The following is a 21,612-nucleotide window of genomic DNA, read 5'->3' on the forward strand; positions in this document are numbered from 1 at the left end:
AAAACGGCGCGCATATGACGTCCGAGTGCGAATGCGCCATCTTGCGCCAAGCCCACGAAAACGACAATGGCCGGGAAAAGCCCGGCCATTGGAACAATTCGGACTTTCCAGGAAAACCTACTGCTGGATCGGCGCGTACTTGCCGTCATGCCACTGGTTGATGTCGTAGCTGGCGTTCTTCAGGTCGCCCTTCTCGTCGAAGACCACGTCGCCGACGACGGTGCTGATCGGCTTGCCATCCTTGAGCGCCTCGGCGACCTTCATCGGATCGTCGGTGCCGGCGCGTTCGATGCCCTGCGCGAAAGCCTGGATGGTGGCGTAGGAGAACAGGGTGAAACCTTCCGGCACGAAACCGCCGGCCTTGATCTTCTCGACCGCTTCCTTGGCTTCGGGCTTGGCCTGCGGATCGGACGGGAAGACGAACATCGTGCCTTCGCCGGCCGGACCGGCGATCTGCCAGAATTCAGGCGAGGCGATCGAGTCCGGCATGATCAGCTGATACTTGAAGTTCTGCTCCGCCGACTGGCGCAGGATGAGGCCGGCCTCGGGGTGGTAGCCACCGAAATAGACGACATCGGCCTTGAGTTCCTTGAGCTTGGTGACGAGCGCCGAATAGTCCTTCTCGCCGGCATTGATGCCTTCGTACAGAAGCTCGGTGAGGCCCGCGGCATTCATCGTCGTCTTGACGGCATCGGCCACGCCCTGGCCGTAGGCGCTCTTGTCGTGCAGCACGACGACGTTCTTGCCCTTGTACTTCTCGGCGATCCACGGCCCGATGAAGGCCCCCTGCGCGTCGTCGCGGGTGTAGAGACGCATGATCGTCGACCAGCCCTTGGCGGCCGCATCGTCGGTCATGATCGGGTTCGACGACGCCGGCGACATCATCAGCGCGCCGCTCTCGGCATAGACGGCGGAGGCCGGAATGCTCGAGCCCGAGCAGGCGTGGCCGTCGATGAACTTGATGCCGTTGGCAACGATGCGGTTGGCGACTGAAACCGCCTGCTTGGGATCGCAGACGTCGTCCTCGACCGAAAGCTTGAGCTGGCGACCCAGGACGCCGCCCTTTTCGTTGATCGCCTTGACCGCAGCCTCGGCGCCCTGGCGGAACTGGTCACCGATATTGGCGAGCTGGCCGGTCATCGGCCCGACGACGGCGACGGTGATGTCTTCGGCAAATGCCACGCCGGCACTGAGCGACAGCGCGAGCAATGCGCCAACTGAACGTTTGAAATGCATTCTTCCCTCCCCCTGAGCGCGCCGGCGATGCCGCGCGCCATCAAATGCACTGGAAACCTCCCACCCAGCTTGTGCCTTGTCTTGGCGCATGGGCGTCGGAGCATTGTGCCTGCAAGCGGCACTGGCGGCAATGATGCCGGCAGCCGGGTCGCCGACTGGCCAAAAACAAAAAGGCCGCGCCGATCTTGTTTCGATCGGTCGCGGCCTTTTTCGTGGAGGACGTCGCGGAGCGTCTTTGGCCCCGTCGCAGTCCGCCTGCCCTGTCATGCGTCGCGCCTCGCCCGTCCTTCAGACCGTCGCGTTGTTGTTGTTGGAAGCCGCCATGCCGGCGACCTCGATCTTCCCCCCGAAAGCGGTGTTCAGTGCGTGGTCATCCATTCGCGGGCTTCGCGCAACGCCTTGACGATGTCGAGCTTGGACATCGAGCCGGACAGTTCCGAGCGCAGCTCCGCGGCGCGGGCCGAGCCCTTGATCGCGGCGATGTTGAACCATTTGTGGGCGGCAATGACGTCGACCTCGCAGTCGCGGCCGGTCGCATACATCATGCCCAATTCCAGAAGAATGTCGGCCTGAGCGGTGGAACCCATCGCGCCGAAGCCAGCATCAAAGATTTCGAAACGTGCCATTTTCTTATCCCCTGTCTGTCTCCCGAGAGCGGGCTCGCTGGTGTCCCCGGAGCTGCTCTTTCGATGCTTCCGAAGATGCCGCCCAGCCTTGAATCCGTCGTTAAATGGCGTGCTTAATTCCAGGAAAACAAACCTCAAACAAAGGGTAAACCTCGGAATTCATTAAGGATAGGAACCGTTGCACCGGTTGGGATTTGGAGAAAATGCGATGAAAATTTGCGCGCGGACGCGAAAGTCTTTGATAACCACGCCCAGCTTTCATCCGTCGCCATCGGTGAATTTCGGGGTCTCATTCCGGCGTTTTCGGGCCGCAAAAATGCGCCCAGCTTCCGCAGCGGCACCGCTTTTGTTTTCGCCGGAGCTGCATTACGCTTACGTTTGCGTAAACGTCAGGCGGGGGAGATGCCTGTGAGCAAGACACCAACCGGGAGGACTTCAATGTTTCGCAAGATGAGCGTGGCCGTGGCGGCCACGATGATGCTGGCCGGCGCGGCCCATGCCGATCCGATCGAAGGCAACTGGAAGACCGAAGCCGGCTCGACCGCCGCGATCGCGTCCTGCGGCGGCAGCTTCTGCATCACGCTGAAGGACGGCAAGCATGCCGGCAAGAAGATCGGCACCTTCAACGCCGATGGCGACAGCGCCTATTCGGGCAAGATCACCGATCCGGCCAACGACAAGACCTATACCGGCAAGGCCAGCCTTGCCGGATCGAGCCTGAAGATGAAGGGCTGCGTGCTTGGCGGCCTGATCTGCAAGACCCAGAACTGGTCGAAACTGTAAGAGCGAACGAGTGAGTAGTGAGTAGTGGTCCGGCCCAGGCCGAAGCTACAACCCTCAAGGACCCACTATTTCACTATTCACTATTCACTATTCACTATTCACCATTCGCTATTCCCCAATCGCCTCCCTCACGCCCTCGCCCGCTGGCCGAACAGCACCTTCTGGGCTTCCTTGTCGTCGGCGAGGTTGCGGCGGTGGTCTTCGCCGACGGAGATGCCCTTGATCACCGCGGGGCGCGCCATCAGCGTTTCGAACCAGCGCTTGAGGTGCGGGAAGTCGTCGATTTCCTGGCCCTGGTTCTTGTAGGGCTTGACCCAGCCGAGCGAGGCGATGTCGGCGATCGAATAGTCGCCGGCGAGGAACTCGCGGTCGGCGAGGCGCTTGTTCATCACCCCATAGAGGCGATTGACCTCGTTGGTGTAGCGGTCGATGCCATAGGCGATCTTCTCCGGCGCATATTGCCGGAAGTGATGTGCCTGGCCGGCCATCGGCCCGAGGCCGCCGACCTGCCAGAACAGCCACTGATCGACCTCGGCGCGACCGCGCTCGTCCGACGGATACAGCTTGCCGAACTTGCGGCCGAGATACTGCAGGATCGCACCCGACTCGAAGATCGAGATCGGCTCGTGGCCCCACTTGCCGTCGGCGCCTGGACCCTCGGGGTCGACGATCGCCGGCATGCGGTTGTTGGGCGCGATCTTGAGGAATGACGGCTCGAACTGCTCGCCCTTGCCGATGTTGATGTATTTGACCGTGTAGGGAACGCCGAGTTCCTCCAGCATGATCGAGATCTTCCAGCCGTTGGGCGTGGGCCAATAATAGAGCTCGATCGGCAGTGTCTGGGTGGTCATCCCGCAGTCTCCGTTGATGGTCGATGGACTGGAGATATGCGCGGGCCGCTGAAACGCAACCCTGCGAACGTCTTAAGCACCGTCAATAAATTTGAACCGAAGATGAACGGAGGTCTCAGAACCCGTTCAGTCGCGGCCGGGCATATTCCCTCGCATTGAAGGGAAAGACACCAATGCTCGCTCGCCGGTTCACCATCGTCTGTCTGCTCAGCGCCCTGTTCGGCATCGCATTCGCCACCATCGTCGCCGAGACCAGCCGGCCCGCCCGCTCCTGGGACATCGGCAGTGTGGTGCCTTGTGTCTTCGAAGAGGGCCTGACCTGCAAACCGCCGCACAGCAAATAATCGAACCAACTGTCCGAGACGAAAGAAACGCCAATGACCCGCACCGCAACCCAGATCAGAAAGACGCTCCGGCTCCTGCCGCGGGCCGCGCTGATCCTGATGGTTCTCGCCGCCCCGGTGCTGGCCGTGCCGCAGTTGCGCGCCGACAACGGTTCGACGATCGAGGCGCCCGCGGCACGCAAGGGCGGCGTCGGCTTCGTGCTGCTGGTCAGCCTGCAGCGGAGCTGAGCGTGGATTTGACGGGAGCCGCCATCGGCCCCCTCCCCACTGTCATGATTGGTCTCTATAATGGGTCATGGAAAAGCGAATCTATCCTGAGCCCATCGAATCCATCTCCTCGCCGCTGCCGTTTCCCAAGCAGAGCTTCAGCGATGCCGGCAAGGCGGTGGCCGCCCTGCAGCAGCTTTACGAACGCAACACCGCCTTCCTGCGCGAGGCCTTCGCTTCGCTTGCCGCGGGCGCCGACACCAATGTGCGCTTCCGCGCCTTCTACCCCGAGGTCGGGGTCACCACGACGTCCTATTCGCAGGTCGATTCCCGGCAGGCCTATGGCCATATGCCGACGCCAGGCCATTTCTCGACGACGATCACCCGGCCCGACCTGTTCCAGAACTACCTGACCGAGCAACTGAAGCTGATCATGCGCAACCATGGCGGACCGGTCACCGTGTCGGAATCGTCGACGCCGATCCCGCTGCATTTCGCCTTCCTCGAAGGCACCCATGTCGACGGCGCCGCCGCCGACCGCATCCAGCGGCCGATCCGCGACCTGTTCGACGTGCCCGACCTCGACGGCACCGACGATCACATCGCCAACGGCACGTTCGAGATCATGCCCGGCGAAGCGCGGCCGCTGGCCGTCTTCACCGCCCAGCGCATCGACTATTCGCTGCACCGGCTGGCGCACTACACCGCGACCACGCCGCATCACTTCCAGAACTTCGTGCTGTTCACCAACTACCAGTTCTACATCGACGAATTCGTCCTGCTGGCCCGCGAGCTGATGGCCAAGGGCGGCGGCGGCTACACCGAGTTCGTCGAACCGGGCGGCGTGGTGACCAAGGCAGGCGCCAGCGCACCGTCCGAAGGCACGCCGCTTGGCCGGCTGCCGCAGATGCCGGCCTATCACCTGAAGAAGCCCGGCCATGGCGGCATCACCATGGTCAATATTGGCGTCGGCCCGTCCAACGCCAAGACCATCACCGACCACATCGCCGTGCTGAGGCCGCATGCCTGGCTGATGCTCGGCCACTGCGCCGGCCTGCGCAACACCCAGGCGCTGGGCGACTACGTGCTGGCGCATGCCTATGTCCGCGAGGACCACGTGCTCGACGACGATTTGCCGGTATGGGTGCCGATCCCGCCGCTGGCCGAGGTGCAGGTGGCGCTGCAGGAGGCGGTGGCCGAGGTGACCGGGCTTTCCGGCTACGACCTCAAGCGCATCATGCGCACCGGCACTGTCGCCACCATCGACAACCGCAACTGGGAGCTGCGCGACCAGCGCGGGCCGGTGCAGCGGCTGTCGCAGTCGCGGGCGATTGCACTCGACATGGAATCGGCGACGATCGCCGCCAACGGCTTCCGCTTCCGGGTGCCCTATGGCACGCTCCTGTGCGTTTCCGACAAGCCGCTGCATGGCGAGCTCAAGCTGCCCGGCATGGCGACGGAATTCTACAAGCGGCAGGTGGCGCAGCACCTGACCATCGGCATCCGCGCCATGGAAAAGCTGGCCGAGATGCCCAACGAGCGGTTGCACTCGCGCAAGCTGCGCAGCTTTGCCGAGACGGCCTTCCAGTAGCCCAGCCGCGCCCGTGAATTTGCGGGCGCGAATGCCTTGGCGCGCCAGCTATTGGCCGTTGACGAAGGTCAGGATCAGGCGGTGGACGTTGCCGCCATCGCCGAGTTCGACGCGGTCGAAGTCGCTGCTTTGCCGGCGCTGGGCGAGCGAAGCTTCGGACAGCGGCCTGATGATCTCCTGCCTGATCTTCTTGCAGCCGGGATCGCCCGGCACCGAGAGGCCGATGGTGGTCTTTTCGATGGTCGCCACCATCTGCTTGATCATCTCGCCATGCACCAGCTCGTGGCGCCTGACGCCTTCGTAGAACACGTCCCAGCGCTGCTGCAGCGCTGCCGGCAAGCGGCCGGCCGGCTTGGGCAAGGTGTAGGTGATGATGAGCTTGGGCCTGGCCGCGACCAGGGTGCAGGCATCGCCCTGCGGCTCGTACTTGCGCTGCCAGGTGAGCTTGAAATTGGTGTGTGCGATGGCGCGGCCGACGCTGGCCTTGGGGCCGCGCTCGCCGATCGAGGCATAGAGCTCGGGCGCCGTGCTCCCCGAGATGGCGTAGGTCTTCGTCTGCTCGACGACCTGACCGTTGGCGCGGGCGTCGGCCGTCGTCGCCAGAAGCAGGACCGCACAAGCCCGCAGCCAGTGATGGGCGGCTGTTTTCATTCCATTCTCCGCAAGGCAGTTGCAGCGTCGAGCAAACCGCCACGAAGGCCGGCGGGTGCGGTCCATCGGTCTCACGGTTCGCCACGGATTTCAACCGGGGCGGGCGATTGCGACCGATGCAAGGGGCTTGTCAACGAAGCCTTGCGGCAAGATACAGGAGGCCCATAATCGATCATCAATGGGCCGCATTTGTCGCGACATGAAGCGGACATGACGACCATGGCTTTTTACAAATTCGGCAGGATCGCCTGCTTCCTGGCGATGATGCTGCTTTCGGTGCCGCTGGTCGCCGGGTTCTTCGGCGCCTGGCATCCGGCGCTCGATTCCTTCGCCCATTTCAGGGTGCATCTGGCGGTGCTGATGATGCTGGCGGCGTTGCCGCTGCTGTTCGGCTCGCTGCGCTGGCAGGCGATTGCCGCGCTGGCCTTTGGCGCCGCAGCACTGTCCACAACGTCGAGTGCGCTGCCGCTGCCCGGCCTGGGACCGGTGCATGCCGCAATCCAGCCGCGCGCCAGCGACCGTCCCGTCTACAAGATGCTGCAGCTGAACCTGCGCTTCAACAGCACCGAGCCGGGCAAGGCGCTGTCGCTGATCGGGCGGACCCAGCCAGACGTCATCACGCTCGAGGAAGTGTCGGCGCAGTGGAACAAGAGCCTCGAGCCGCTGCTTGCCCGCTACCCCCACCGCATCCTGTGCCCCTACCCCAACCGCATCTTCGGCGTGGCGATCCTGTCGCGCCGGCCGTTTGCCGAAGGCAGCGAGCCGCAGTGCTTCGGCGGCGGCGCGCTGGCCATCGCCAAGGTCGATTTCGGCGGCCGGACGGGCGACGTGGCCGCCCTGCATCTCGGCTGGCCGTGGCCGTTCGAGCAATCGCAACAGATCGGCGAGTTGAGCAGCGACCTCGCCTCGCTCGGCGACAGTGCGATCCTGGGCGGCGACTTCAACGCGACACCGTGGAGCGCTGCGGTCAGGCGCATCGCCGAGGCCGGCGGCCTGACGCTGATGCCCTCGGCCGGGCGGACCTGGCTGACCTTCATGCTGCCCGACTTCATGCGCTTTGCCGGCCTGACCATCGACCATGTCATGGCCAAGGGCGACGTGACCGTGCATTCGGTGACCATGGGCGAGGACGCCGGGTCCGATCACCGGCCGCTGCTGGTGGAATTCTCGTTCAAGGACAGCGCCCCCCAGCCCGAAGACAGCGAGTCGCAGACGGTGGTGCTCGAAGCGCCCCCGTCGCCACGCGGCAGCTGAAACCATTCGCCCCAAGGAAACGGCCCGGAAGTCGCGAGGACTTCCGGGCCATTTCCTTGTTACCGCATTGCTGTGCAGCAGAAATCACATATTCGGATAGACGGGCCCCTCGCCGCCCTGGGGCGGGACCCAGTTGATGTTCTGGTTGGGGTCCTTGATGTCGCAGGTCTTGCAGTGGACGCAGTTCTGCGCGTTGATGACGAACTTGGCATCGGCATGGCCGGGATCGCCGGCGATCGAATTGCCGTCGGCATCGACCCATTCGTAGACGCCGGCCGGGCAGTAGCGGCTCGACGGGCCGGCAAAGACGCCGTATTCCGAGCGCTTCTGCAGCTCCATGTCCCTGACCTGGAGGTGAACCGGCTGGTTCTCCTCGTGGTTGGTGTTGGACAAGAACACCGAGGACAGGCGGTCGAAGGTCAAGACACCGTCGGGCTTGGGATAGTCGATCTTGCTGTGCTTGGCCGCCGGCTCGAGCGACTGGGCGTCGGTCTTGCCGTGCTTGAGCGTGCCGAAGGGCGAGACGCCGAACAGCGTGTTGAGCCACATGTCGAGGCCGCCGAGGCCGACGCCGAGGATGGTGCCGAAGCGCGACCACAAAGGCTTGACGTTGCGGACCTTCTTCAGGTCCTTGCCGATGTCGGTCGAGCGCCAGGCCGCCTCGTAAGCGACGAGCTCGTCATTGGCGCGGCCGGCGGCGATGGCGTCGGCGACGTGCTCGGCGGCGAGCATGCCCGACAGCACGGCGTTGTGCGACCCCTTGATGCGGGGCACGTTGACCAGGCCGGCCGAGCAGCCCATCAAGACGCCGCCGGGGAACGACAGCTTCGGCACCGACTGGTAGCCGCCCTCGGTGATGGCGCGGGCGCCATAAGACAGGCGCTTGCCGCCCTCGAAGGTGGCGCGGATCGCCGGATGGGTCTTGAAACGCTGGAACTCCTCGAAGGGCGCGAGATAGGGGTTCTTGTAGTTGAGGTGGACGACGAAGCCGACCGCCACCATGTTGTCTTCGAGGTGGTAGAGGAACGAGCCGCCGCCGGTCTTGAAGTCGAGCGGCCAGCCGAAGGAATGCTGGACCAGGCCCGGCTTGTGCTTCTCCGGCGCGACCTGCCACAGCTCCTTCAGGCCGATGCCGAACTTCTGCGGCTCCTTGCCGGCGCCGAGGTCGTACTTTGCGATCAGCTGCTTGGCGAGCGAACCGCGGGCGCCCTCGCCGATCAGCACGTATTTGCCCATCAGCGCCATGCCGGGCGCAAAGCCAGCACCGCGGCTGCCGTCGCGCTCGACGCCCATGTCGCCGGTGACGACGCCGGTGACGGCACCGTCGTCATTGTAGAGCAGGCCGGCTGCGGCAAAGCCGGGATAGATCTCGACGCCGAGCGCCTCGGCCCTGGTCGCGAGCCAGCGGCAGACATTGCCGAGCGAGACGATGTAGTTGCCGTGGTTGCCCATCAGCGGCGGCATCAGGATGTTGGGCAGCCTGACCGAGCCGGCCGGCCCGAGCACCAGGAAATGGTCGTCGGTGACCGGTGTCCTGAACGGATGGTCGGCATCGTCGCGCCAGTCGGGCAACAGCCGGTCAATGCCGATCGGGTCGACGACAGCGCCCGACAGGATATGGGCGCCGACCTCGCCGCCCTTCTCCAGCACCACCACCGAAAGCTCGGGACTGACCTGCTTGAGCCGGATCGCCGCCGCCAGACCCGCCGGCCCGGCGCCGACGATGACAACGTCGAATTCCATGCTCTCGCGTTCGATATCGCTCATCTGTCCCTCCGCGTTGGCTGGCCCCGTCCCAAGGGCGAAATCTGGCTAAGCGCTGCATAACGCATCATTGGCAAACGTCAAATCGTACCGGTTGCACATCGGCCTTTTGGCAATGACGTCTCTCCCGCACGATGAATTATCTTACGTTAACGTAAAGGTCAAAAGATTTCACCTATCGGCTCCATTCCTCGCCCCGTACTGTCGGATTGCAGGTGTGTTCCACAGCTACTCGTCCATTGATTCTTCATGCGCCCATACGTGCCTTGCAGGACCGGACCGAAGCGCCGTCACCCTAGACGCCACATCCTGGCCGGGGCCGCCCTTCTTATTGCGACATGGCTGAGCAATGAGAGTCGCTCTCAAGAGACCGAAGCAGACCAGAAGGTATGGAACGCCGGCGCCTATTCGTTCTCCGACGAACTGGGCGGCTTTCGCATCACCTCGGTCTCGGGCACCGGAACGCGCAAAGACCCCTTCATCATCCGGGAAGAGCTGCTGTCGGCGACACCGGTGACGCTGACGATCAGGACGACCCGGCCGATCAGGCCCTTCGACAGCTCGGGATTTTACGCCAGCGGGATCATGTTCGTGCGCGTCGAAGCGCTGAACAACAGCGGCCAGGCCTGGGTGGAATTCGAATTCGAGCTGCAGGAGCTGCAAGGACAGGCCAGCGTGTTCGGCGACGGGCTGTCCTTCGACCAGCGCCGGACCGACAACGCCAACATTTCATCGGACAGCTTTGCGCAGTACAGCCGCGACTTCGAGCCCTATGACCGCCTGCGCTACACCGATGGCAAGGTCGACCCTGGCGCTGTGGTCGGTTTCAGCTTCCTGGTGACCGACTACACGCCGCGCTGGCGCTTTTATCTGGTGCAGGACCCGCGCATTCCGTCGTCGTGAACTTGCAAACCGGCGGCGTAACGTCGACAAAGGACCATGGCCTCCATTTCGGGAAACGAACGTCCGGATCTGCGCGATCTGCTCGCCTTCTATGCGGCGGCGGGCGTTGACGATGCCATCCTGGACGAACCCATCGACAGATTTGCCGAAAGCGCGCAGCGCCAGGCAGCCGCGGTGCAAGGGGCAGGGCAGCAAAGTGCGGTTCGCTCCGAGCCGACGCGACCTGACAGGGGCGCACCGCCCCCGCCGCCGCGGCCGGCCGCTTCCGCGGCCGTGCCAGACGAAGCGCAGGCTGCCGCAGCCCGCGAGCTTGCGTCCAAGGCCGCGACGCTCGACGAGCTCAAGCAGATCATGGAGAGTTTCGAGGGCTGCAACCTCAAGGCCACGGCCAAGAGCATGGTGTTTGCCGACGGCAACCCCGAAGCGGACCTGATGCTGGTGGGCGAAGCGCCCGGACGCGACGAGGATCTCGAAGGCCTGCCGTTTGTCGGCCGTTCGGGGCAGTTGCTCGACCGCATTCTCGAGGCGATCGGGCTCGACAGGAAATCCGCCTACATTGCCAATGTGATTCCGTGGCGCCCGCCGGGCAACCGCACGCCGACGCCGCATGAAACGGAAATCTGCCGGCCCTTCATCGAGCGCCAGATAGCACTTGCCAAGCCCAAGGTGCTGGTGACGCTGGGCGGGCCTTCGGCGAAACTGCTCGTCGGCACGCAGGACGGAATCTTGAGGCTGCGCGGCGGTTGGAAGAGCCATGTCACGGCGGATGGCACGGATATCCCTGTCATGCCAACGCTGCACCCGGCCTATCTGCTGAGAAATCCCGCCCACAAGAAACTTGCGTGGCGGGACTTCCTGGAGGTCAAGGCGAAGCTGCGGGAACTGGGCAGCCTCTAGTCAGACAGCGGCGGCGGCAGCAGCGCGGCGGATGCCGATGAACTGCAGTTCGGCGAAGACCGCGACCGCCAGCGCCTGGGCAACCACGAAGGCGATGCCGAGCGCATTCGGCGCCACCAGCCCGCTGATCAGCAAGCCGAAGCTGGCCACCACCCACAGGGCGTTGATGACGATGATGTCGATCATCAGCAGCCTCGACACCGTGACGCGGCGGGCAAGAACCACCAGCATGGCGACAAAGGGCACCAGCACGAGCCCAGCCCAGAACAGCAATTCGCCCGGCAAGCCGAGCAGCGGCGACAGCAACGGCGCGCCGAGCATCATCAGGATGCCCGCGGCGCCGCTGATCAGCGCATCGGCATGGAGAACCTTGCGGAGGAAAGGCGTGACGACGATGGACATGGGAAGCTCCTGTCTGGTTGTGGAGGCTGTCTGCGACCGCCTTCCTGACACCGAACATCTCATCGCCGCTGAGCCAATTCGATTACGCTTGAGGTAATAGCAATCAGAATTCTTCCTGCCTAATGTAAGGCCATGGCAACGACACAAAATCCCGTAGGCGACCTGATCCGCGAATGGCGCACCAGAAGGCGCATGAGCCAGCTCGACCTGGCGATGGAAGCGGAAATCTCGCAACGGCACCTGAGCTTCATGGAAAGCGGGCGCTCGGCTCCCTCGCGCGACATGGTCCTTCACCTCGCCGAACAGCTGTCGATCCCGCTGCGGCAGCGCAACCAGCTGCTGCTGGCAGCCGGATACGCGCCGAGTTTCGGCGAACGGCCGCTCGACCATCCGTCGCTGGCGCCGGCCATGGACGCCGTGCGCATGGTGCTGAAGGGCCACGAGCCCTACCCCGCCATCGCCGTCGACCGGCATTGGAACCTGATCGAGGGCAATGCGGCGCTGGCGCCGATGCTCGCCGGGGTGGAGGACGCCTCGCTTCTGGCGCCACCCGTCAACGTGCTGAGGCTCAGCCTGCATCCGAAAGGTGTCGCGCGCAACATCGTCAACCTGCACGAATGGCGCTCGCACCTGATCGAGCGGCTGAAACACCAGAACGACATAGCGGGCGACCCGGTGCTGAAGGCACTGGAGACCGAGTTGCTCGGCTATCCCGACGGGCCGCGCACGGGCCGGCCGATGCAGGCCGATCCGCTGTCGATCGCCCATCCGCTGAAGCTGCGCACGGGCGATGCCGTGCTGACCTTCATCAGCACGATCACCGTGTTCGGCACGCCGCTGGACGTGACGTTGTCGGAACTGGCGATCGAATCGTTCTTCCCGGCCGACGAGGAAACCGCAGCCCGCCTGCGGGCACTGGCCCAGCAGTGAGCTATTGCGGCGAGGCAGCCTTCTTGGCCGCCTGGCGCTCGATGCCGAGACGTCGCTCGCGCCAGACGATGAAGATGCCGGCGCCGATGACGATGACACCGCCAACAAGCGTGTAGAGCGTCGGCAGGTCGCCGAAGACGAGATAGCCGGCAACGATGCCGAGCAGCAGGGAGGTGTATTCGAAGGGTGCCACCGTCGAGGCCTCGGCGTGGCGGTAGGCCTCGGTCATGAACAGCTGGGCGACGCCGCCGCAGAAACCGCCGGTGACGAGCAGCGCCGTCTGCTCCCAGTTGAGCGACTGCCAGCCGAACGGGATGCTGAACAGGGCCATGACGCTGGCGGTGAGCGAGAACCACAGGACGATCGTCGCCGTGCGCTCGGTGTGGACCAGGTTGCGGACCAGAAGCATGGCGATGGCCGACAGGGCCGCACCGACAAGGGCGGCCACCGCGCCCATCGCCGCCTTGTCGCTCACGCCTCCGGGCGAGGTGAACATCGTCAGGTTGGGCCATGACACGATAAGCACGCCGACGAGACCGATGGCGACCGCGGTCCAGCGGTAGGCGCGGACGTTTTCACCGAGGATGAGGGCGCTGAAGACGACAACCAGCAGCGGCTGGGCATAGTTGAGCGTGATCGCCTCGGGCAGCGGCAGCTGTGTCAGCGCGAAGAAGCCGAAGCCCATCGCCGTCACCCCGGCGAGCCCGCGCATGATGTGCCCGAACGGCCGTTCGGTGACGACCGCCGTGCGCAATTCGCCGCGAAAGGCGAGGAAGACGAGGATCGGAAAGATGGCGAAGAAGGAGCGGAAGAAGACGATCTGGCCGGCGGGGACCTGGCCGGCCAGCTTGATGCTGGTCGACATGCCGACGAAGATCGCCACCGAAATGACCTTGAGCGCGATACCCGTGAGCGGCGAGGAAGCCTGCTGAACGACTTGATGCTTCACTTCACCCGGGCCGCCTCTATCGCTGCCCAGACACGCGCGGGGGTGGCAGGCATTTCAATATGACCGATGCCGTAGGCCCGGTGGAGCGCATCGGTGACCGCATTGAGGGCGGCCGGCGTGGCGCCGATGGTGCCTGCCTCGCCGGCGCCCTTCATGCCCATGGCATTGGTGGTCGAGGGCACGTTGCGCGTCTCGAAATGGAAAGACGGCACGCTGTCGGCGCGCGGCATGGTGTAGTCCATGAAGCTCGCCGACAGAAGCTGGCCGTCCTCGCCATAGACCGCCTCTTCCGACAGCGCCTGGCCGATGCCCTGGACGACACCGCCATGGACCTGGCCCGCCAGCAGAAGCGGGTTCACCGTCATGCCGAAATCGTCGACGATGGTGTAGGCAACGACGTCGGTGGCCCCGGTCTCGGGATCGATCTCGACCTCGCAGATGTGCGTGCCGTTGGGATAGGTCGCCTCGTGCTGGACGAACTCGCCCATCGCCTTGAGATCGCCGGGGTCTTTCGCGGCCGCATGAAGCGCGGCGAAGCCGATGGCACGGTCGGTGCCGACGATGCGCGCCTCGCCGTCTTCCAGCTCGATGTCGGCGGCGGCTGCCTCCAGCTCGTCGGCGGCGAGTTTCTTCAGCTTCTCGGCCAGTGCCGCCCCGGCGCGCGACGCCGAGACGCCGCCGAGCGGGATCGAGCGAGATCCGCCGGTACCGCCGCCGCTGGCAAGCTGGTCGGTATCGCCCTGGTGAACGTGGATCCTGGCGATGTCGAGATTGAGCTTTTCGGCGACGAACTGGGCGTAGGCGGTGGCGTGGCCCTGGCCGTTGGACTGGGTGCCGATGAAGATCGAGACCGAGCCGTCGGCATTGAGTTCGACGCGCGCCGGCTCGGAGCCGGCGAAGGCGCAGGCCTCGATGTAGGTCGCCATGCCGAGGCCGCGGATCCTGCCGCGCTGCTTCGCCTCCGAGAGACGGTCGGGAAAGCTGTCCCAGCCGGCGCGCTGCATCGACAGGTCCATGTGCGCGGCGAATTCGCCGACGTCGTAGAGCCGGCCGGTCTGGGTCCGGTAGGGGAACTGCTCGGGCCGGATGAAATTGCGGCGGCGGATCTCGTCGACCGTCAGGCCGCGGTCGCGGGCACAGGCATCGACCAACTTCTCGACCAGAAGTGCAGCTTCCGGGCGCCCAGCGCCGCGATAGGCGTCGACCGGGCAGGTGTTGGTGTAGACACCCGAGATCGTCACGTCGAGCGCCTGGATGTCGTAGACGCCGGTCGACATGCTGGCGCCGACATGGGCGATGACCGGACCGTATTGCGAGACATAGGCGCCGACATTGGAGAGCAGTTCGACGCGCAGGCCGAGAAAGCGGCCGTTGCCGTCCATCGCCATTTCGGCGGTGACGACGTTGTCGCGCCCTTGCGCGTCGGTGAGGAAATGCTCGGTACGGTCGCTCGCCCATTTGACCGGCCGGCCGAGCCGCCTTGCGGCCTCCAGCACCAGAGCATGCTCGCGATAGACGAACGACTTGGTGCCGAAGCCGCCGCCGACGTCGGGGGTGATGACGCGCAATTTGTCGGCCGAGATGCCGAAGACCTGGCCGGCAAGGATGCTGCGCATGGAATGCACGCCCTGCGACCCGGTGGTCAGCACGAAGCGGTCCTCGTCGGCGCGCCACTCGCCGATGGCCGAGCGCGGCTCCATGTAGTTGCAGATCAGGCGGTTATTGACGAACTCGATGCGGGTGACATGGTCGGCCGCGGCGAAAGCCTTGTCGGCCTTGTCCTTGTCGCCGAGGTGGTAGGTGAAGGCCCGGTTGGAGCCCAGTTCGGGCCAGACCAGCGGCGTCCCCTCGTCAAGCGCCGTACCTGTGCTCGCCGCGGCGTCCTCGCCGTCATATTCGACCTCGATCAGTTCGGCCGCGTCCTGGGCGAGCGCCCTGGCGTCGGCGACGACGAAGGCGATGGCATCGCCGACATAATTGACCCGGTCGCGGCACAGGATCGGGATGTCGCGGGTCGGCGCGCGGGTGCCGTCGGGTTGCTTCTGCATGACCATCGACTTAAGGTCACCGAGATGGGCGACATCGGCGCCGGTCAGCACCAGGCGGACTCCGGGAGCCGCACGCGCATCGTCGACCGAGCCGACCTTGAAGCTGCCCTTGGCGACCGGCGAACGCAAGACATAGCCATGAAGCTGCGATGCCGGGGCGATGTCGTCGGTGTAGCGGCCCGTGCCGGTGATGAATGCCGCATCTTCGAGGCGCAAAACGGATGCGCCCATCCCGAATTTCGGCGTGACGATTGTCATCTCTGCCCCGTGAGGATTGGTGAAGGGAGCGCAGCAAATGTGCGGTCCCCAACAGTTTTGCCGAGGGGGCGTTTCGTGTAAAGAGCAGCGGCCGCATATTTGTTCTACCAGCATGCAGCCAGCGTTCGGACGTCGACAGGAAGGCCCACCACATGCGCACTGATACCGGACAGGTGTTTCGTCTCGAGGATTACCGGCCGAGCGACTACCTGATCCCCAGGACCGAACTCGACTTCCGCCTCGGCGCAGACAACACACGGGTGGTGGCAAGGCTGACGATCGAGCGGCGCACCGGTGTCGACAAGCCGGTGCAACTGGAACTCGACGGCGACGGACTGACGCTGCGCCGCATCGAGATCGACGGCGAGCCCGTCGATGCGGCCGATTTCGATGCCACGCCCGACAGGCTGGTGATCTACACCCCGCCCGCCTCCGGCCGGTTCACGCTGCTGATCGAGACCGAACTTGACCCGTCGCGCAACGAAGCGCTGATGGGTCTCTACCGGTCGAGCAAGGTCTATTGCACCCAGTGCGAGGCGGAGGGCTTCCGCCGCATCACCTATTTCCTCGACCGGCCTGACATCCTGTCGGTCTACACGGTGCGCATGGAGGCGCTTCGTTCGGAAGCGCCTCTGCTGCTTGCCAACGGCAATCCGGTCGAGCATGGCGACCTCGCCGACGGCTGGCACTATGCCGTCTGGCACGACCCCTTCCCCAAGCCGTCCTACCTGTTTGCGCTCGTTGCCGGCGACCTCGGCTGCATCAAGGACCGCTTCGTCACCGCCTCCGGCAAGGATGTGGAACTCGGCATCTATGTCGAGCACGGCAAGGAGAACCAGGCGGGCTATGCGATGGACGCGCTGCGCCGGTCGATGAAATGGGACGAAGAGGTGTTCGGCTGCGAATACGACCTCGACGTTTTCAACATCGTCGCCGTGTCCGATTTCAACATGGGCGCGATGGAGAACAAGGGGCTCAACATCTTCAACGACAAGTACGTGCTTGCCGACGAGGAGACCGCGACCGACGCCGACTTCGCCAACATCGAGGCGATCATCGCGCATGAGTATTTCCACAATTGGACAGGCAACAGAATCACTTGCCGCGACTGGTTCCAGCTCTGCCTCAAGGAAGGGCTGACCGTTTTCCGCGACCACGAGTTCTCCGCCGACCAGCGCTCGCGGCCGGTCAAGCGCATTGCCGAGGTGCGTACGCTGCGCGCCCACCAGTTCCCCGAGGACCAGGGACCGCTGGCCCACCCCGTCCGGCCGAGGCGCTATCGCGAGATCAACAATTTCTACACGGCGACCGTCTACGAGAAGGGCTCGGAAGTGGTGCGCATGATCCGCACCGTGCTGGGCGCCGAGACCTTCCGAAAGGGCATGGACCTCTATTTCGAGCGCCATGACGGCGACGCCGCCACCATCGAGGACTTCCTCAAGGTGTTCGAGGACGTGTCGGGCCGCGACCTGTCGCAGTTCGCGCTCTGGTATCATCAGGCAGGTACGCCGAACCTTAGCGTGACGGCCTCGCACAATGCGGCGGCGGCCGAATTCACCATCGAGATCGAGCAGTCGGTGCCGCCGACACCGTCGGAAAGCCGCAAGCGGCTGATGCACATCCCCCTCGCCTTCGGCCTGGTCGGCGCCGACGGCAAGGATCTCGCCCATGGCGGCGCCGAGGGCGCGACCGTCGAGAACGGGGTCATCCATGTCCGCAAGCGCAAGCATGTGGTGAGGTTCTCCGATGTTGCCGAACGGCCGGTGCTGTCACTCAACCGCGGTTTCTCGGCGCCGATCACGCTGAGCGTCGAGCAGCGCACGGAAGACCAGATCTTCCTCGCCTCGCACGACAGCGACGCGTTCTCGCGCTGGCAGGCGTTCAACACGCTCCTGACCGACGCCACCATCGGCGCCTTCCGCAACATCCTGGGCGGCAAGCGGCCCGCCTTCAGCGCCGACCTTGCCGCACTGGCCGGGCGCATCGCCGGCGACGGCGCGCTCGAACATGCGTTCCGGGCGCTGGCGCTGGCGCTGCCCGGCGAGGCCGACATCGCCCGCGAGATCGGCAAGAACATCGACCCCGATGCCATCTTCACCGGGCGCGAAGCACTGGCCAAGTCGATCGCAGAGGCGAATAGCGGAGTCTTTGCGCAGCTTTACGACGATCTGCGCATCCAGGGCAGCTTCTCGCCGGATGCCGCCAGCGCCGGCCGCCGGGCCCTGCGCAACACGCTGCTCGACTATCTGGCCATCCTGCCGGGCGGTGCTGCGCGTGCGGCAGCGCACTTCACCGCCGCGACCAACATGACGGACCGTGCCGCCGCCCTTTCGGTGCTGGCGCATCGCCATGCCGGCAGCGAGGAAGCAAAGGAGGCGCTGGCCGAATTCGACAAGCGCTACCGCAGCGATCCACTGGTCATGGACAAGTGGTTCATGATCCAGGCGACGGCCCCCGGCGCCGGCGCGGTCGATGCCGTCAAGGCTCTGACCGAACACCCGGCCTTCTCGATCGCCAACCCGAACCGGGTGCGCTCGCTGATCGGCGGCTTTGCCAGCGCCAACCAGACCGGCTTCCACCGCGCCGACGGCGCCGGCTACACCTTCTTCGCCGAAACCGTGCTGACGGTGGAAAAGCGCAATCCGCAGGTCGCCGCACGCCTTGCCACCGCGCTCAGGTCATGGCGATCGCTGGAGCCCAAGCGCCAGGCAAAGGCGCGTGCGGCGCTGGTGACGATCCAGGCCAAGGAAGGGCTGTCGGCCGACCTTCGCGACATCATCGAGCGCACGCTGGCCTGATCCAGGCCGCGTGGAATTCAGGTGGGGCCGGCCTATCCTGAAAATTCGCCTGCCAAGGCAATGCTCCAAACGGCGGCCTCCGAAAACGGAGCCGCCATTTTGCCGCGCCGCCCATTGCGCCGACTTTTAGCCGAATTTTAATCTTTTTCGCCCGGCCCACTGGACAAGGCGAATCAGCTTTGATTCTTTAAGGACGATTCGGAAGTTCGGTGTATGCCGGATCATCTACCAGGAAACGGGATTTGGGGAGCCATTTATGGCCAAGGCGGACGCGTGGGGCGCGCCCGATGAGACTGCTTTTGGCCGTCGCAGGCAGGCGCGTGGCGCTGGCCTGTCGGGCAATGCACGTCTGATCGCGGAGCCCGCGTACCGCCGGCTCCTTGCCGCCGAACCGCTGCTTCGCCGCTCCATTCCGACGCTGATCGTCATCTTCCTGATCGTCGTTGCAGGCGCACGCTTCCTGTCGATGATGGCGCTGCGCGACGACGTCGAACGCAACGCCAAGGCGATCCTGGCGCTGTCGGCCGGCGAACTGGTCAACTCGCTGATGGCAGGTGCCACGGCCGACGTGCCCTTCGCCACGGCCAGCCAGGACCTGCTCGAACGCACGAGCCAGCAGGGCACGCTGAGCCGCAGCCATGTGATCGCGCTGACCGACGGCAATTTCCGCATCGTCGCGGCGAGCCCGCAATCGACCGGCTGGCAGGGCCAGTCGCTCGACGCCATCATCTCGGGCGGACAACCCCTGTTCATGTTCGGCGACCGGGCCGGCGTGATGGACATCCGCATCGGCGGACAGGACTGGCTGGCAGCCGTCAGCCTCGCCGACGACAAGCGGGCGGCAGCGGCCGCCATGGTGCCGATGGATGCCGTGTTCGCCGACTGGCGCAAGACTGTGTCGCTCAATGTCGCGCTGTTCGTGATGACGGCCGGCATCCTGATCGTCATCCTCTACGCCTATTTCAGCCAGGCGGCGCGCGCCCAGGCCGCCGACGGCATCTACCTCGAGGCGCATGAGCGCATCGACCTCGCCCTTGTCCGCGGCAAGTGCGGGCTGTGGGACTGGGACATGGTGCGGGGCAAGATGTACTGGTCGGGCTCGATGTACCAGTTGCTCGGCTACGAGGCCTGCGAGGCGATGCTGTCGTTCGGCGAAGTGGCGCGCATCATCCACCCCGAGGACGGCGACCTGTTCGAACTGGCCAACCAGGTGGTGGCCCGCGAAGTCGACCATATCGACCGGGTCTTCCGCATGCGCCATGCCGACGGCCGCTGGGTGTGGATGCGTGCCCGTGCCCAGGTCGTCGATCCCGAAGCACCCGAAATCCAGATGACCGGCATCGCCGTCGACATTACCGAGCAGCGGCACCTGGCGCTGCGCTCGGAGGCCGCGGACCAGCGGCTGCGGGCGGCGATCGAGAACATCACCGAATCCTTCGTGCTGTGGGACGCCAGCGACAGGCTGGTGATGTGCAATTCGAAATACCAGCATGACAACGGCCTGAGCGACCGCGACGTGCTGCCGGGCACTGCCCGCGAAGACCTCGAAGAGCGCATGGTGGCCTTCGCTTCCGAACGGCGGCTGGCCAACGTCAACGGCCCGCGTGCCGGCGCGACCTATGAGCGCCAGCTCGCCGACGGCCGCTGGCTGCAGGTCAACGAGCTCAAGACCCGCGACGGCGGCATGGTGTCGGTCGGCTCCGACATCACCCAGATCAAGCAGCACCAGGACAAGCTGATGGAGAGCGAGCGCCGGCTGATGGCGACGATCCACGACCTCAGCCTGGCCCGCCGCTCGGAAGAGGAGCGCTCGGGCGAACTGGTCGAGCTGAACCGCAAATACATGAAGGAAACCGAGCGCGCCGAAGCGGCCAATCGCGCCAAGTCGGAGTTCCTCGCCAACATGTCGCACGAGCTGCGCACGCCGCTCAACGCGGTCATCGGCTTTTCGGAACTGATGGAGGGCCGGCTGTTCGGACCGCTCGGCTCGCCGCGCTACGAGGAATATGCCCGCGACATCAATTCCAGCGGCAAGTACCTGCTGGGCGTCATCAACGACATCCTCGACATGTCGAAGATCGAGGCCGGCCAGTTCTCGATGGACCGCGAGGAGATCGACCTGTGCCCGCTGATCCGCGAGACGGTCCGGGTCGTCTCGCTGCAGGCGGCGCAGAAATCGATCACTGTCGAGACCCAGATCGCCGAGCAGATGACGCTGTTCGCCGACCGCCGCGCGATCAAGCAGATCGTCATCAACCTGCTGTCGAACGCGGTGAAGTTCACCGGCCAGGGCGGGCGCATCACCGTGCGGGCACGCAACGCCTCGGGGGCGCTGACGCTGAGTCTCGAGGACAATGGCTGCGGCATCCCCAAGCACGCGCTGGGCAAGCTCGGCCGGCCTTTCGAGCAGGTGCAGAACCAGTTCTCCAAGAACCACGAAGGCTCCGGCCTCGGCCTCGCCATTTCGCGGTCGCTGGCCGAACTGCATGGCGGCGCGCTGAAGATCCGTTCGACCGAAGGCGTCGGCACGATCGTTTCGGTGCGCATACCGGTGCGCCGCATCGAGCGCCTGGCCAAGGCGGCATAAGGCCAGCCCCGGAGGCCAGAGCCCCCGGGACGGCAGGCTGCGTTACTGCTGGAAGCGCTTGCCGTGGCCATTGCGGCCCGGCATCTCGTCCTTGACGATCTTGCCGTCGTCGTTGCGATCCATCAGTGCAAACATCTTCTTCTGGCGCGATTCGATCTCGGCCTTGGTCAGTTCGCCGTCGCCATTGGCATCGAAACGCTTGATGAGACGCTCGGCCATGCGCTCGGCGCGCATGCGCTGGATCTGGTCGGCCACCTCGGCGACGGTGATCTTGCCGTCCGTGTTGCCGTCGGCGTTCACCAGCCGCTCGTTCATCGCAGCCGCGAACTCCTCGAAGGTGACGTCACCGCTCTTGTCGGCATCGGCCCGCTCGAAGCGCATCTGCGGCTTCATGCCCTGGCCGCGCGACGGCTGTGCGACGGCAAAGGCGGAGGTGCCGGCCGTGCCCGCGAGGGCGAGAAAGGCGATGGCGATCTTCGTTGACTTGCTCATGGGGTTTCTCCTGTTGCATCGACACCCCCGATGCTGATCGA

At 64.9% G+C, this 21,612-nt stretch carries 19 protein-coding genes; 10 read left to right on the forward strand and 9 right to left on the reverse strand.

Features of this window, described 5'->3' with window-relative positions; translation table 11 throughout:
* Positions 1 to 117 precede the first annotated feature (117 nt).
* Both GGR00_RS05570 and GGR00_RS05575 read right to left on the reverse strand, forming a co-directional pair.
* Positions 118 to 1,236: an ABC transporter substrate-binding protein gene (locus tag GGR00_RS05570; RefSeq protein ID WP_184698401.1), complete on the reverse strand. Its 1,119-nt coding sequence runs from the start codon at positions 1,234 to 1,236 to the stop codon at positions 118 to 120.
* A 359-nt stretch (positions 1,237 to 1,595) separates the two neighbouring features.
* Entirely contained in the window at positions 1,596 to 1,862 is a 267-nt protein-coding gene (locus GGR00_RS05575) for an SEL1-like repeat protein (protein WP_055978479.1), read from the reverse strand.
* A gap of 438 nt (positions 1,863 to 2,300) precedes the next feature.
* Here GGR00_RS05575 and GGR00_RS05580 point away from each other — a divergent pair, with 438 nt between their 5' ends.
* The gene (locus tag GGR00_RS05580) at positions 2,301 to 2,645 is read left to right on the forward strand and encodes a DUF2147 domain-containing protein (RefSeq protein WP_055978478.1); all 345 of its coding nucleotides are present in this window, start codon (positions 2,301 to 2,303) and stop codon (positions 2,643 to 2,645) included.
* 128 nt (positions 2,646 to 2,773) lie between these two features.
* On the opposite strand, the gene GGR00_RS05585 is transcribed toward GGR00_RS05580, so the two are convergent.
* A complete protein-coding gene (locus GGR00_RS05585) occupies positions 2,774 to 3,496 on the reverse strand; it encodes a glutathione S-transferase family protein (protein ID WP_184698403.1) in 723 nt (240 codons plus the stop codon).
* 173 nt (positions 3,497 to 3,669) lie between these two features.
* Here GGR00_RS05585 and GGR00_RS05590 point away from each other — a divergent pair, with 173 nt between their 5' ends.
* From GGR00_RS05590 to GGR00_RS05600, 3 genes are all read left to right on the forward strand, one after another.
* Complete coding sequence (locus GGR00_RS05590) at positions 3,670 to 3,840, forward strand: hypothetical protein (RefSeq protein ID WP_184117343.1); 171 nt, start codon at positions 3,670 to 3,672, stop codon at positions 3,838 to 3,840.
* Positions 3,841 to 3,873: 33 nt separating this feature from the next.
* Positions 3,874 to 4,068, forward strand: coding sequence for a hypothetical protein (locus GGR00_RS05595; RefSeq protein ID WP_055978476.1), 195 nt, complete (start codon positions 3,874 to 3,876; stop codon positions 4,066 to 4,068).
* A gap of 67 nt (positions 4,069 to 4,135) precedes the next feature.
* Positions 4,136 to 5,638 (forward strand): AMP nucleosidase, encoded by a 1,503-nt coding sequence (locus tag GGR00_RS05600; RefSeq protein WP_055978475.1) that lies wholly within the window; start codon positions 4,136 to 4,138, stop codon positions 5,636 to 5,638.
* Between the two features lie 48 nt (positions 5,639 to 5,686).
* On the opposite strand, the gene GGR00_RS05605 is transcribed toward GGR00_RS05600, so the two are convergent.
* Positions 5,687 to 6,289 carry a DUF922 domain-containing Zn-dependent protease gene (locus GGR00_RS05605; protein ID WP_055978474.1) on the reverse strand — a complete coding sequence of 201 codons (603 nt, stop codon included), beginning with the start codon at positions 6,287 to 6,289 and terminating at the stop codon, positions 5,687 to 5,689.
* Positions 6,290 to 6,499: 210 nt separating this feature from the next.
* Between GGR00_RS05605 and GGR00_RS05610 the strand changes: the two genes are divergently transcribed.
* Positions 6,500 to 7,543, forward strand: coding sequence for an endonuclease/exonuclease/phosphatase family protein (locus GGR00_RS05610; protein ID WP_377863269.1), 1,044 nt, complete (start codon positions 6,500 to 6,502; stop codon positions 7,541 to 7,543).
* A gap of 84 nt (positions 7,544 to 7,627) precedes the next feature.
* Here GGR00_RS05610 and GGR00_RS05615 read toward each other — a convergent pair whose 3' ends face one another.
* Positions 7,628 to 9,310, reverse strand: a complete 1,683-nt coding sequence (locus tag GGR00_RS05615) for an electron transfer flavoprotein-ubiquinone oxidoreductase (protein ID WP_184698405.1) — start codon at positions 9,308 to 9,310, stop codon at positions 7,628 to 7,630.
* Positions 9,311 to 9,556: 246 nt separating this feature from the next.
* Between GGR00_RS05615 and GGR00_RS05620 the strand changes: the two genes are divergently transcribed.
* Both GGR00_RS05620 and GGR00_RS05625 read left to right on the forward strand, forming a co-directional pair.
* Positions 9,557 to 10,210 carry a hypothetical protein gene (locus GGR00_RS05620; protein WP_246441284.1) on the forward strand — a complete coding sequence of 218 codons (654 nt, stop codon included), beginning with the start codon at positions 9,557 to 9,559 and terminating at the stop codon, positions 10,208 to 10,210.
* Positions 10,211 to 10,246: 36 nt separating this feature from the next.
* Complete coding sequence (locus GGR00_RS05625) at positions 10,247 to 11,107, forward strand: uracil-DNA glycosylase (protein WP_184698407.1); 861 nt, start codon at positions 10,247 to 10,249, stop codon at positions 11,105 to 11,107.
* On the opposite strand, the gene GGR00_RS05630 is transcribed toward GGR00_RS05625, so the two are convergent.
* The gene (locus GGR00_RS05630; RefSeq protein WP_184698409.1) at positions 11,108 to 11,509 is read right to left on the reverse strand and encodes a hypothetical protein; all 402 of its coding nucleotides are present in this window, start codon (positions 11,507 to 11,509) and stop codon (positions 11,108 to 11,110) included.
* Between the two features lie 132 nt (positions 11,510 to 11,641).
* Here GGR00_RS05630 and GGR00_RS05635 point away from each other — a divergent pair, with 132 nt between their 5' ends.
* Positions 11,642 to 12,439, forward strand: coding sequence for a helix-turn-helix domain-containing protein (locus tag GGR00_RS05635; protein WP_184698411.1), 798 nt, complete (start codon positions 11,642 to 11,644; stop codon positions 12,437 to 12,439).
* Between the two features lies 1 nt (position 12,440).
* Here the strand turns inward: GGR00_RS05635 and GGR00_RS05640 are convergent, their stop codons facing one another.
* Together GGR00_RS05640 and GGR00_RS05645 are read right to left on the reverse strand one after the other, a co-directional pair.
* Entirely contained in the window at positions 12,441 to 13,388 is a 948-nt protein-coding gene (locus GGR00_RS05640; protein ID WP_184698413.1) for an EamA family transporter, read from the reverse strand.
* Complete coding sequence (locus GGR00_RS05645) at positions 13,385 to 15,694, reverse strand: xanthine dehydrogenase family protein molybdopterin-binding subunit (RefSeq protein WP_055978415.1); 2,310 nt, start codon at positions 15,692 to 15,694, stop codon at positions 13,385 to 13,387. The genes GGR00_RS05640 and GGR00_RS05645 overlap by 4 nt, the downstream gene beginning before the upstream one ends.
* Before the next feature lie 152 nt (positions 15,695 to 15,846).
* On the opposite strand from GGR00_RS05645, the gene pepN reads away from it, so the two are divergent.
* A complete protein-coding gene (gene pepN / locus GGR00_RS05650) occupies positions 15,847 to 18,492 on the forward strand; it encodes an aminopeptidase N (RefSeq protein WP_184698415.1) in 2,646 nt (881 codons plus the stop codon).
* Positions 18,493 to 18,748: 256 nt separating this feature from the next.
* On the forward strand, positions 18,749 to 21,079 hold the full coding sequence (locus tag GGR00_RS05655; RefSeq protein WP_184698417.1) for a PAS domain-containing sensor histidine kinase: 2,331 nt from the start codon (positions 18,749 to 18,751) through the stop codon (positions 21,077 to 21,079).
* Positions 21,080 to 21,121: 42 nt separating this feature from the next.
* Here GGR00_RS05655 and GGR00_RS05660 read toward each other — a convergent pair whose 3' ends face one another.
* Positions 21,122 to 21,571, reverse strand: coding sequence for an EF-hand domain-containing protein (locus GGR00_RS05660; protein WP_055978412.1), 450 nt, complete (start codon positions 21,569 to 21,571; stop codon positions 21,122 to 21,124).
* Positions 21,572 to 21,612: the final 41 nt, after the last annotated feature.

It is taken from the genome of Aminobacter aganoensis (assembly GCF_014206975.1).
In the GTDB taxonomy this organism is placed as follows: Bacteria; Pseudomonadota; Alphaproteobacteria; order Rhizobiales; family Rhizobiaceae; genus Aminobacter; species Aminobacter aganoensis.